The sequence below is a fragment of the Paraburkholderia sp. AV2 genome (assembly GCF_054968425.1).
Genome location: NZ_JBANLK010000031.1, coordinates 1 through 13,954, shown reverse-complemented (window position 1 = coordinate 13,954; position 13,954 = coordinate 1). Strand labels below are relative to the sequence as shown.

Annotated in this window: 5 protein-coding genes; 4 read left to right on the top strand and 1 reads right to left on the bottom strand. The window is 63.8% G+C overall.

Annotated elements, in window-relative coordinates:
• Positions 1 to 59: 59 nt before the first annotated feature.
• Entirely contained in the window at positions 60 to 347 is a 288-nt protein-coding gene (locus V8683_RS20480) for a hypothetical protein (protein ID WP_411188444.1), read from the bottom strand.
• On the opposite strand from V8683_RS20480, the gene V8683_RS20475 reads away from it, so the two are divergent.
• The 4 genes from V8683_RS20475 to V8683_RS20460 all read left to right on the top strand — a co-directional run.
• Positions 346 to 9,372: a two-partner secretion domain-containing protein gene (locus V8683_RS20475; RefSeq protein WP_411188445.1), complete on the top strand. Its 9,027-nt coding sequence runs from the start codon at positions 346 to 348 to the stop codon at positions 9,370 to 9,372. The two genes, V8683_RS20480 and V8683_RS20475, sit on opposite strands and share 2 nt — an antisense overlap.
• Before the next feature lie 10 nt (positions 9,373 to 9,382).
• Entirely contained in the window at positions 9,383 to 10,192 is an 810-nt protein-coding gene (locus V8683_RS20470; protein ID WP_411188446.1) for a hypothetical protein, read from the top strand.
• A gap of 367 nt (positions 10,193 to 10,559) precedes the next feature.
• Positions 10,560 to 12,752 carry a two-partner secretion domain-containing protein gene (locus V8683_RS20465; protein ID WP_411188447.1) on the top strand — a complete coding sequence of 731 codons (2,193 nt, stop codon included), beginning with the start codon at positions 10,560 to 10,562 and terminating at the stop codon, positions 12,750 to 12,752.
• A 2-nt stretch (positions 12,753 to 12,754) separates the two neighbouring features.
• Positions 12,755 to 13,954, top strand: a 1,200-nt coding sequence (locus V8683_RS20460) for a ShlB/FhaC/HecB family hemolysin secretion/activation protein (RefSeq protein ID WP_462880672.1), incomplete at its 3' end; no start/stop codon positions are given.

Below are 13,954 nucleotides of genomic sequence, written 5' to 3'. Positions count from 1 at the left end.
TGGGCGTTCGTGCCTGTGTGTCGCGAGCCAGGGCAACGGGTCTATATCCAGGTAGTTAATCAGCATTTGAATATGCAATTCGCATTTTCTGCGGTTTTTTCGCCGAAAAATCGCTGATGTTGCCGATCGTTAACAATGGTGCGTCCCTGTTTCCAGTAACATCCCGTCATTCGCTGTAAGGGGTCAACAAGAACAAACAGGCAGTAGGCAAGATGCACAACGGGGTAAATAACATCGTCCGTGGCGCCATGCAGCGCGCGGCGGCTGCGGACCGGATGCGGTTCATGGATGCGGGGGTAGGGGCAATCCGGCACGGCGCTGTGGCGGCGCGTCACGGCTGCCGTCATGGCGGGCGTGATGTATTTCGCGCCGGCCGTGCTGCTCGCAGACCAGACGGCGCACGCCGCGCCGATCGTCGACCCGCACGCACCGGTTCCGTTCCAGCCAGCCGTCACCCAGAGTTCGGCAGGCGTACCCGTTATCAACATTCCCGCGCCCAATGCTCAGGGGCTGTCCGTCTCGCAGTTCCAGAGTCTCTCGGCGGGCAGCGAAGAGCTGATCTTCAATAACAGTCTCGTGGCGGGCACGTCGCTCACGGGCGGCCAGGTGGGCGCCAACCCGAACCTTGCGGGGCGCGCCGCCTCGACGATCCTGGCGCAGGTGACGTCCACCGGTAGCCAGTACGCTTCCGTGATATCAGGGCCACTGGAGATTTTTGGCAACACCGCGTCTCTGATCATTAGTAATCCAAACGGCATATCCATCCCGGGCGGCACGGCGCTCACCAATATCTCGAACCTCACGCTCACGACCGGCACGCCGCAGTTCATCACGGCCGCGGGTGGCACGGCGACAAGCTATGCCAATGCCGGGGCGCTCGCGTACAGCGTGAACTCCGGCAACATCTCGATCAACGGGCCACCGGGCAACAACGGCACGCCCGGTCCTGGCATTGCCGGTACCGTTGGCAACATCGACCTCATCGGCCAGACCCTCGCGGTCAACGCGCCCATTCAGGCCAGCAACCGCGTCAACCTCATCTCGGGCAACCAGCTCGTCACGCCTACCGCCACCGGTTTTACGGGTACCACGTACGACACCGCTTCCAACGGCACGACCAACACGGCGTCGGCCATCGGCAATGGTGGTGTTGCAATCGACGCGAGCCAGTTCGGTTCGGTCACCAGCGGGCAGGTGTTTATCGTTTCGACTGCCGCCGGCATGGGCGTGAACATGCAGGGGCCGCTTGCCGCCACGGCGGGCAACGCCGTCGTCAATGCGAACGGCGACATCACGGTCGGGCAAACGTATGCCAGCCAGAACGTGAGTCTCACGAGCGCAGGTGCGACGAACATTACCGGCACGGCACTGGCCAACCAGAACTACACGGTCAGCGCGAACGGGGACATCAACGCGACGGGCAGCGTCTCGGCGGGTCAGAGTGCGTCGCTTACCGCTGGTGGCAATCTGAACGCCACGTCGGTGGCTGCGAATGGCAGCACGACACTCAATGCCGGCAACTCGATGACGCTCGGCTCGGTGTCGGGCCAGAGCCTCGCGCTGCAGGCCACAACAGGTGACCTGACGGTGAACTCGGCGCTGAGCGCGCCGGGCACGATTACGGCAAACGCCGGCCAGGATCTGACGATCAATGGCGCTGTGCAGGGCGGCAGCACCGTTACGCTCACGGGCGGGCATAACGCGAGCGTGAATGGCGCGGCGAGCGGTGTTGGCAATACGTCGATTGCCGCGACGACGGGTACGGCGCAGATCACGGGCGATGTCGTCACCAATGCGGCGTTGTCCGTCTCGGCCGGGCAAAGCGCGCTGATCGGCGGGAACGTATCCGCACTGGGAACCCTGAGCGTGACGGCCGCGAACGGTGACGCCACGCTGTCAGGTACGGCGGTGACGCCCGGGGAAATCACGGTACAGTCCGGCGGCACCACGACGCTGGGCGGACAGACCCAGGCGGCCACGGCGAGCGTCCGCGGCGGCAGCGTCGTCGTCAATGGCGCGCTCACCACCACGGGGGATGCGACGCTTGCCGCGACGAACGGCAACCTGACCGGTACCGGTGCCATCGGCACGACGCAGGGGAATGTGAACCTGTCGGCGAGCGGGAACATCGCGTACAGCGGTGCCGTCCAGGGCGGTGCGGCCGTGTCGGCGACGGCGGCTCAGGATGTGTCGCTGGCGAATGTTTCTGCTCCCGGAACGATCACGGTCCAGGCCGGACGCGACGTGAACGAAAACGGCAGTGTCAGCGGTGGCAGTACGGTGGCGCTCAGCGCAGGCCGCAATGCGGCGGTGAGTGGTGCCATCGCCGCAATGGGCAACACGACGATCAGCGCGACGACGGGCACCGCCACCGTGAGCGGCAACCTGCAGTCGAACGGTGCGGCGAACGTCACGGCCGGACAGGGCGTCGCGCTGGGTGGCACGACGCAGGCGCAGGGGGCGGTGACGGTCAGCGCGCAGTCGGGCTCGATCTCGGGTAATGGCAACGTCGCTTCCTCGCAGGGCGCGGTGTCGCTCGCCGCGGGCCAGAACATCGGCCTGACGGGTGCCGTGCAGTCCGGTTCGACGGTCACGGCCACAGCGGGCGGCAACGCTTCGCTCGGCGGCACCCTCACAGCGCCCGGTGCGATTGCCGTCAGCGCAGGGGGTAACGCGACCCTGGGCGGCAGCGCTACGAGCGGCAGCGCGTTCACGGTGACCTCGGGTGGTAGTGCTGCCATCGACGGTTCAGTCGCCTCGGTCGGCGACATGAGCCTCTCGGCGAGCGGCGGCACGCTCTCTACGGGCGGGACGGTCACGACGGCCGGCGCGCTCAACGCAAACGGCCAGCAGGGCGTGAGTCTGGGCGGCACGGTCACCAGCGGCGGCAACGCGCAGATCGGTTCCAGTGCGGGCAGCGTCACCGTGGCAGGCACGCTCTCTAGCCCCGGTACGATTGCGATTTCGGCAGGGCAGGACGCCACCGTCTCGGGCGCGGTGCATAGCGGCAGCGATACGACTGTCGGCGCCGGCGGCAACGTGGCGCTGGATGGCGGTCTCGAAGCGGACGGCACGGGCAATGCCACGGTGAACGCGGGCGGCAGCCTCACCGGCAGTGGGGCCGTCAATGTCGCGAACAACACGACGCTCACAGCCGGCAGCAACATTGCGTTGACCGGCACAATCCAGACGGGCAACAACCTGGCGGCGACGGCTGGCCAGAACCTCACGGTAGGCGCGACAACGGCCGTCGGCACCGAAACGCTCACCGCCACCAACGGCAGCGCGACGCTCGGCAACGCGCTCTCGGGCGGTGCCATGAGCGTGACGGCGGGCATGAACGTCAACGCGCAGGGCACCGTGCAGTCGCTGGGCAACCTCGCGATGAATGCGAACGGCGGCAACCTCACAGCGAACGCAACCGTATCGTCGGCGGGATCGGTAACGCTGAACGCGGGCCAGAGCCTGACGCTGGGCGCACAGACGACCGTATCGAACGATGCCACGCTGACCGGCACGATCATCACGACGCAGGGGCTGGCCGTGGGCGGCAATCTCAGTGCCACCGCGATCAACAGCCTCGACACGTCGGCCGGTCAACTGAACGCGGCCTACAGCGCGAGCGCGCCAACGCTGAGCGTGAACGGCAATGCCACGCTCAACGGGGCGAACGTCACAACCGCCAACGCGGTGATCGGCGGCACGTACAGCGCGACGGGCACCGCGAACCTGACCACAGGCGGCACCGCCGCTTACATGGGCAACGCCACGCTCGCCGGCGGCACGGTGACGAACGTTGGCACCCAGATGGCACAGGGCACTCTGACTGTCTCGGGAAGTAACGTTACGAACCAGGGCGCGCTGTCGTCGCTCGAAACGATGGCGGTGACGGCTGCGAACCTGAACAATTCAGGCACGATCTACGGCCCGACCACGAATCTCACCGTAGCGGGCACCACCGCCAACACCGGTGGCCTGCTGGCAACGAACGCGCTTAATCTCACCACGGCGAACCTGAGCAACACCAACGGGTTGATCTTCGCCGGAGACGTGAACCATCCTACGGCCGCGACGGGTGATACCTCGGTGACGGTGACGGGCGGCAATGGCTCGTACAACAGCACGAATGGCCAGATCCTGGGCCAGAACAGCGTCACGCTGAACCTGCCGAACCAGACGATCGATCCGTCATCCAGCGTATTCGGTACGGTCAACGGCGGCAACGTGTTCAACCTCTCGGCCCAGGCTATCAGTAATTCGGGCACGTGGACGCTGCCGGGCACGACTGTCAACGTGACCGCGTCGCAGGGCATCAGCAACGCGGGAACGATCAACCAGGGCACCGGCTCGCTGACGCTCAACGGTGCGGTGACCAATTCGGGTACCGTCAATGCGAACGATCTGACGATCAACGGTTCGCTCGCGAACGCTGCGGGTGCAACGATCCAGGCGGGCGACGCCTTCACGCTCAACGGCTCAGGCACGAACGCGGGCACGGTTGAAGCCGTGAACGAACTCACGATTTCCGGCACGAGCTACGACAACTCGAACGGGACGACCCAGGTTGGCAACAGCAGCAGTGCAGCTGGTGCCGGCAACATGACGGTCAATCTCTCGGGCGATCTGACCAATGCGGGCGGCACGATCTCGGCCACGAACAATCTCACGATCAACGCGAACAACGTCATCAATTCGGCCGCGACGTCCACCACGACGACCACCTCCACGACGACCGTCGTCAACACACCGCTGCTGATGTCCACCGTGATCGGCACGGAGACCGCTTACGGGGCCGGTAGCGGGGGCGGACAGTTTGGTGGTGGCCTGGAACTGGTGACGGTGACCCAGCCCGTCACGCTGGGTGGGCTGCTCGCCACCACCGGCGAGATTCCCGCGAATGGCTGGAACGGAATCGCGAGCAACCCCGATTGGGGAGGCGCCGACGGTTTCCCGGAAGGTCCCCAGAGCGCGCCGGTCGCGACCTCGGGAACGGTGACGTTCGAGCAGGTCGGAACCCTGGTGGCGGGCGGCAGCGCCGACCTCTGGTTCGTGCAGAACAGCGACATCTCCGGCGCCGCGGCGACGCGGACGCTGACGATCCCGACCGTCACGGAAACCACGACGACCACCGGGTCGTTCGCGGCCAGTTCGGTGATCGCAGCGGGTAACAACCTGAATCTCACGGCGAACAGCCTCAATAACCAGAGCGGAACGATCAGCGCCGGCAACGATGCGAACCTGAACGTGCAGTCGCTCGAGAATAGCGGCACGTCGATTACCACGACCGTCACCGATGCTGTCGATTCCGCGTCGCTGACGGCGTTCATGAACGCCCTGGCATCGATGCAGGCCTCAGGCGGCATCTCGGTCTGGGGGCGCGGGAATTCGAGCGGGCAGTACGGATCCCGCTCGAGCGGCTACAACTCGGGTCCCGCCGCGCCACCGGCGTCCTTTACATTCGATGCGGTCAGCGCGATCGCGATTCCGTCGGTGTCGTCTTCGGTCACGCAGCAGGGAACGACGGGCCAGATCGTGGCCGGTCATAACGTGAATCTCTCGGGCGGCAGTCTTACGAATGGCGGCAACATTGCGGCGGGCAACGACGTCAACATCACAGCGAGCAGCTTCACGAACCAGGGGGCCAACACCGGGACGATGACCACGACGGCCGGTTGTGCGTCGGGGTATTCGGGGTGCACCGCCGGGGCGACGAGCAACAACAACTCGCAGACGTACAGCTACCAGCAGATCAACGCGAACGTCACGGCGGCCAACGACGTCGTCATCGCTGCGAACACGGTCAGCAACACCTACGGGAATCTGGTCGCAGGTCGTAACGTCGTGATCGGCGGCGCAGGCACGACAGCGAGCGACACCTCCGCGACGCCGACGAACCTCGTGCAGGCGGCGAGCGTGACGAACACCTCGGGCGCGATCGAAGCGGGTAACGACGTGGACCTCAACGCGGCGACGCTGACGAACACGATCGCGGCACCCGTGCAGATCCACCAGAACTATGGCAGCGCCACGCCTTTCACCAGTTGTACGCTGAACTGTGAGGCATATGTCGACGTGCAGTCAGCCAGTCCGGCGACGATCACGGCCAACCACAACGTCAACCTGACGGCCGGAACCTTCAGCAATACCGGCAGCCTTGTGACGGCGCTGAACAACGTCACGATCAACGCGACGGGCAGCGCCGCGAGCAGCAACCAGTACCTGTACGCGTATTACCGGGGCGGGTACGACAAGAACAACCCGGCGTCGATCGCGTTTGGCTGCGCAGGGAACACGTCGCTGTGCCAGCAGCTTTACGGCAGCGCCTACGTGTCCGGCGACACGCAGAATCCGCCGGGGCTGCCCGATGCGGTGGGACTGCCGGATTTCGTGCCGGGGACCATCCAGGCGGGCAACGCGCTGTCGGTGAATTCGCCGACGCTGACCAACACGGGTAACGTGATCGGCCAGACCGTCAGCCTCACGGGCGCAACGCTGGTCAACGGGCTGACGAACCCGACCGTCTATACGCCGCCGCCCGCTGTTTCGGGACAGGTGATTACGCTGGGACCACCGGCCGTTCCGGCCAGCGCTGCAACGACGGTCAACAGTGCGGGGCTGCTGACGAACATGGCCGGGCAGCCGGTGTCCGTGACGGGCACGGCAGGGCCGCCCGCGAACCTGCCGCTGGGTACGACCACGGTGGGCAGGCCGGTCGCGCCCGGCAGCGTTACCGTGAACGCGCCCATCGGCGCCCAGGCCGGTACGGCACAGGCGGAAACGGCTAACGGTGTGGGTAACGGCACTGCGGTGCAGACCGTCGGCAGTCAGACGGAAAACGTGACGTACCTTGTAAACAGCCCGGCTTCGGCGGTGACGGATGACGTTTCGCCTGCGGCGCTCCTCGCGAAGTTGCCCGCGAGCCTGCAACCCGATACGACGCAGTTTTACTACGATCCGTACACGCAGGCGCAGCAGGTCGAGCAGGCTGCGCTTGAGGAGACGGGCCAGTCGAGCTTCTACAGCACGACCAGTGCGACCGACAGCACCGGTCAGGCGTCGATCAACAACCAGGATACGGCGGCGCTCTATGGCGCGGCGCTCCAGTACGCCGAGCAGAACAACATTGCGCTGGGCACGCAGTTGAGCCAGCAGCAACTCGCGCTCGTGAATGCGCCGATGCTGTGGTACGTCGAGGAGACCGTCCCCGAGCCGGGATGTACGGCCACGGGTAACGCATCCTGCCCGACGGTTCAGGCGCTGATGCCCGAGGTGCTGCTGCCGCAGAACTTCGCGACGGTGAACGCGGACGGGACGATCACCGGCACGAACGTTACGCTCAACTACGCGAACAGCATTCTCAATACCGGTTCGATCTCGGCTTCCGGAACACTGACGGTCAACACGGGCACGCTGACGAACGAGCAGCGCTCGACCAACGTCGGGGACATCTACCAGGACGTGAGCACCGGTCTGGCGGCCACCACGGGTACCGAGGTGCAGCAGGGCGGCTACATGACCGCCGCGAACTACGACCTGAACGCAGACGCCATCAACCAGATCGGCGGCGCGCTCGAAGTCACGAACGCGGATGGCAGCGAGAACACGGCTGCCACCGCGCAACTCCTCACGAACCTGAAAAGCCAGCTCGGCAGCAGCTTCACGCAGAGTACCGTCAGCAACGATCTGACCACCTCGATGGTCTACACCAATAGCGTTGGTCTGGGGGGCGAGATCGCTGCGATGGTGGCGGCGGTGGTGGTGTCGATCGTTACTGCCGGTGGTGCCGCGGCAGCAATGAGCACGACCCTGGCACAGATGACGCTGGGCCAGGCCATGATTGTTGCTGGTGTGAGCGGCATGAGCGGAAGTCTCGCCAGCCAGTTTGTTGCCGGCAATGGCATCAACATCGGGTCGGTCCTGGAGGCGGGCGCGATAGGGGTGCTCACCGCTGGCCTGACGGATGGCATCACCTATAACAGCTCAACCGGTTCGTTTGGACTTGGCAATCTCGATCAGGGGTTGAACAGCCTGCCGCAGAACACCAGCACGTTGGGGCAGCTGGCAGGTATCAGCAACGTTGGTAATGCCCTGACGGGAACCGTGTCGCAAGCGGGAGAGGCAACAGCGCAGAGCTTGCCGGAAGAACTGGCTGCGTTAGGTGCAACCGCAACGATCAGTGCGGGGGTACAGACGGCGATTGCAGGTGGCAGCTTCCTGACCAACCTGGAAAGCAGCGCTGCCAGCGATGCGTCTGCCGCTGGTGCGTACGCAATTGGTAATGAGGCGCCGACGCTGACGGCAGATCTCGGCCCGGTGGGTGGCGAACTGGCCTACGTTGGTCTGCATTCGGCTCTAGGCTGCGCCGCGAGCGCGGCCGAAGGCACGGGTTGCGGTGGCGGGGCGATTGGTGGGGCGGCGAGCGCAGCGTTCTCGTCGGATTTTATCAGTGCAATCGATCCGACTGGTGCACCGCTGGATTCAGGCCAGCAGGCGGCAGTGGCTGGATTCGCTACGTTGCTGGGCGGTGGCCTCGCCGGCCTCGCGGGCCAGAACGTGACTGCTGGCGCAATGGCCGCGCAGAACGAGGCGTTGAACAACGACACAGCAAGTGCCGCTCATACGGCCTATGCGGCACAAAATGGTGGACTCGGCAGCGCAGCGCTGGCTGTAGCCTACTCGTTGATGCCGTGGTTACCGGGTAATCCGGCAACACAGGCAATCGGCTCTGGTGTTTCCTCGACGGTCCAAGGGCTGATTTCGAAGATCCGGGCGAACTACGGGGGGCAGACGCCACCGGCCGATCCCAATAATCAGCTATCCGGCTCGAACGGCGGTGGTAACAATACCCCACCGACAGCGGGTGCGGTGGTAACGCCCGCACCGTGTCTGGCTGGCCCGGGCGCGTGTGGGATGGTCGTGAGTCCCGTTGTTACTCCCGGCGCACCGATATTGTCGAGCGGAAACAGTGGCGACGAAGGCGGTTCGACAAGTGATCAAGGACCTTCTACAAGCACAGAAGGGCTGACACCGTTTCAGCGCGGGATACAATTCCAAGATGACGCACTATCGGCGCTCGGGGTGCCGGAAAACACAGATCGTATTACGGTTACGTTGCCAAATGGTTCCCCGGTGACGGTTATTCCCGATGCCTTGGACGGTTCAACGATAGTGGAAGTCAAAGATGTTACGAATCTGTCGAATTCCAACCAATTCAGAGGCTATCTAGCGACAGGCAATCCGATTCAACTCATTGTTAGCCCGAACACGCAGTCGATTTCGCAGCCGTTGCAGAATCTCGTCAACAGCTCAGGTGGATCGATTCGAATCTTCAATCCAGCAACTGGATCTTTCAGCCCGTGGATATCGAAATAGCAGGTGCCGTGTGAAATTTAAGCTTCCGGTGAGTGTCAACGTGCTGAGTCCGCTGGCGTTTAGACGGCCAGAGGATTTCCTCTATGCCGTGCAGACGTTTCACGAACTATTGCCCAGCATATCCCCCGACAAGTGGGGCTGGTGGGAGCCCCTTGATAGGGACTTCGATGGTCAAGATCTGGATAGGCTTATCCCGGACAGTGGGAACTGTGAGACAGTCTATTGGCAGCGCAGGAAGCGACCAAAGGCTGAAGGTTCTTTCGCTGTTCGATGGAACAGCAAATCCCCCAAGGTTCACGATACGCATTCGAATATCAGTTTCAGCGTCGAACTTGGGCAGGTCGAACAAGCTGCACTCGTCGCTTACCTGAAGCTATCAAGCTTGCGCGCGAATGCGGATTTTGCATTAGTTGATGTGCTGGCCGAGCAGGACAGAGACTTCGCTATCGAGAATGGATCAGCACCCTTTGGCGAGCGTTTTATGGTGGTGACGCACCTCTTACGGCATTGGCTTCCCGACGTTTTCTGGGGCACCGTCTTTGGGCCAGCGTACGTGAGGCTATTTGGGAAAGATCTGTTGTTATCTGCCCCAGCCTACGCTGTAGAGGAGCTAGGGCCAGAAATGGTTTATGTTCAGCTAACCGAAAGGATGGCGGACGTTGTCGAAGACAATCCAATAGTGAAAGCCCGCCGCAAGCTCTTCAAAGATCACTTTGACAGTAACGCGTTCTTTGTTTCTGGCCAAGGTTACGATCGCCTGCAGCGAGGTCCGATCGGAGATGTGTTCACGGTGCCGAAATTTGACCTAATCGCGGATTAATTGAGCAAGTAGACGCGATGAAGTCGCGTCAGCGATGGTTTTCGGCCACAAACAACACGTTGATGTTCTCTCAAATCAAGACTGGTCCGTGGCTTGGCGAGGTCGGCGGCTCCGCGCGCACGAAAAGATCATTGCCAGAATACGACGGTCTGGACGACAAGCCATTCGGGCCGCGGCAGTCCAGAACCGTCTGGAACAGAGCGAGCATCAAAGCCGAAAATCCGGCCCGGGTCGCATGGTGGGTTTGTGACTATTGAAGCCCGGAAGGAAAGCAGGGCCTTCGCTGCGCAAGGCAACTGAGGCGACTTTGGGTATGGAAACGGCAGCATGGCGTTGATGAAACCGCCGTTAATGTAGGACTACAAAAATGTATAAATACGGCTTCTTTCGACTACGGGGTACACGGTTTCGGTTTCGCCTTGCAACCGGCGCGCTGCTTGCGCTGCTCGTCAGCCGGGCCTGGGCCACCGGCATGGTAACCGGCGGCGGCACCGCGACGAGAATTTCTACGGCGGCCAACGGCCACCAGACAGTCACCATTGCGCCTGCTGTCGGCGGCGTCTCGAACAATACGTACTCGTCGTTCAACGTTTCATCAGCCGGCGCAGACCTGAACAACGTCGGCGTGAACGCCAACACAATCGTCAACCAGGTCACGAGCACGAATCCGTCGCTGATTCAGGGCGCGATTTCCGTGCTCGGCCCGCGCGCGAACGTGATCATCGCGAATCCCAGCGGCATCACGGTAGACGGCGGCTCCTTCGTGAACGCTGGCCACGTGGTTCTGTCGACCGGCGAAGTGAGCTTTAACGACATCACACCCGCACCGGGCCAGACCCAGCGTAACGTTGTGCTCACCACGAACCGGGGAGCGATCACGATTGGCCCGGGCGGTCTCTCCGGCACGCTGGTCAATCTCGACCTGATCGCAAAGCAACTGAACGTCAACGGCCCGGTCACCAACAGTTTCACCAGTTCGACGGGCGGCATCCGCGCGCTCATCGGCAGCAGCACGAGTCTCTACGACACGGCATATTCTCCTTCGGACAACAGCCACGACTGGCTCACCAGTTCGACGCCGTCCAGCGCGACGAACCCCGGTATCGCGGTGGACATCACCGCAGCGGGAGGCCTGACGGCCGGCCGCGTGCAACTCATCGTCACGGACCAGGGCGCCGGCGTGCGCAGCGCGGGAGCGATCTACGCCACGGCGGGCGATGCCACGGTGCAGGCCAATGGCGACATCACGACGTCTGGCGGCTCCATCACCGCGGCGAACGACGTATCGCTGACGGCAGGCGGCGCGATCGGCATGCAGGGAACGCAGATCCAGGCGAGCGGCGACATCTCGATGACAGCGGGTGGTGCGATGTCGCTGGCCGACGGACAGATCGAGGCCGATGGCAACGTCGGCCTCACCGCGACCGGCGCACTGTCGGCACAGGGCATGCAGGTGGGCGCGTCGAACAACACAACGTTTAACGCAGCCAGCATCACGATTGCCGACGACGCTACCGGCCCGTCGAAGATCACCGCCGACAACGCTCTTGCGCTGACCACTTCCGGCGATATCAGCAATACCGGCAGCGAGCTGCAGGCCGGACTGATTTCGGCGAGCGGTACGGCCAGTGGGGGCGACCTGACGCTGAACGCCGGCGGCAGCATCACGAACCTCTCGGATGCGACCAGCCTCGGCATCCTGTTCGCCGCCAGCGGTGCGGCAACGCTGAACGCCCAGGGCAACATCACCAACGACAACGCCCGCATCCTGGCCAACGGGGCAGTCACGCTCGCGGCCCAGGGCGACGTGAACAACGTCATCGATCACACGGGTGGAGTCGACGGCGGCGCGCCGGTTGCCTACTCGTCCGAGGGCGGCCGCTTCCTGTTCTTCCAGCACACGTCCAGCGGCTTCAACATCGACTACGGCACCGTCACGGAGCCCGACCAGCTCGCGTACATCGCCTCGACGGCGGGCAACGTCTCGGTCTCCGGCCGCAGCGTCACGAACTCGGGCGGCATTATCCAGTCGGACGACGGCAACATCACGATCAACGCGCAGCAAGCCTTCACTAACGCGGCGGTGTTCGCCGGTCAGGCGGGCTATTCGGAAAGCTGCTTCATTTTTTGCCATGGCAACGCATCGAGCGACGTGACGCCCTACGGCGGCGCGATCCAGTCTGGGCAGAACGTGTCCATCACGGCGGGTACGAGCGCGACGAACACGGGCGGCAACGTCTACGCGCAAGGCAATCTCGCGGTAAGCGCGCCGGTCACCTACGCAACCGGTGTGCTGGGCTATTCGGCGATCAACCAGGACCACGGTTTCAAGGCGTTCTTCGGCAGCACCTGGGCTGAGATCATCGCGACCGACGTCGGGGGCGGATTCACTGCCGACGGTCTCGTGACGCTCACAGGCGACGCGACCATCAACGGCGGCTACATCTCGGGCGGCAAGGGCACGAGTGCGACGGGCGGCATCACGACCGTGCGTGCACCGTCGACCACGCCGGTCGTGATCGGGCAGCACCTGGGTCTTACGACGTGGTGGTGGTACTGAGCATGCAGACGAAGAAAGTCTGGCGGCGTGCCGCATTGCCTGCGGCGCTCGCCGTTTCAACGAATATCTTTGCCCAGACGCCGCCGCCGGTTGCACCGCCCGCCGTTCCGCGCCCGATCCAGGACCCGGGCCTGCAACTGATCGACCAGCAGCGTGCCGCCGCCCAGCAGCAGCAACTGGCCCAGCCCCCGGCACAGGTGAGCGTGGCGCCGCAGGGCAGTCAGAACATACTCGACGTCCCGCTGGATACACCAGTCGACCAGATTGCCGAATCGGGACCGACATTCCGTGTCGCGCACATCGTGCTTGCCGGGCCGAAGGGTGAACCGCCCGCAAAGACCGCTGTTTCGAAAGCAAGGCTCGATGCCGTCATCGCCGCATTTACCGGTCATGAACTGGGCTCCCGGCGAGTGAACGTGCTGCTCAGGCGGTTGACCGATGTCTACGTTTCGGCCGGCTATGTGACCACGCGCGCGCTGCTCGGTCCACAGAATCTCGCTTCGGGTACGCTGGCGGTCACCATCGAGGTGGGCCGCATCGAAGCCTTCACGGTCAACGGCAAGCCTGTCCATCGCCTCGCGACGAACGAGCCGTCGGCAGGTGGAGGGTGGTTCACCGACGAAGGCTACGAGTCCGCGTTTCCCTCCGATCCGGGCGACCCGCTGCGCCTGTCCGACATCGACCAGGGCGTGGCGCAGATCAACCGCATGCGGCGCAACCAGGCCAGCGTCCAGATCCTGCCCGGCCAGACCGTGGGGGACTCGGTGGTCGCGATCAGCAACCCGCCCGGTGACAGCGTGTACGGCACGCTCGGTGTGGATACCTACGGCGCACAGGCGACCGGCATCACGCGCTACCGGGCTGGCATCGAGGCCGACAACCTCATCGGCCTGCAGGAAGTCCTGAGCCTGAACTACATCGACAGCCTCGAGAGCAATGCCCTTGTCGGCTCGTTTGCGGTTCCGTGGGGCCGCAACACGTTCAGCTATACGCTGTCCGATTCCGAGTACCAGCAACTGGTCGGTACCACCGCGCTCGAGTACGGCCGTACGCTCAGCCACATCTTCGGGTGGAACTACCAGCTCGGGCGGACGGTGTCCGACCTGACGGCCATCGACGCGACGCTGTCGTGGATGCGCACGGACCGGAGTTATCGTCGGAAGTGGTGTATGCGGCGTAGGGAGGAGGCAGGAGAAGGCGGT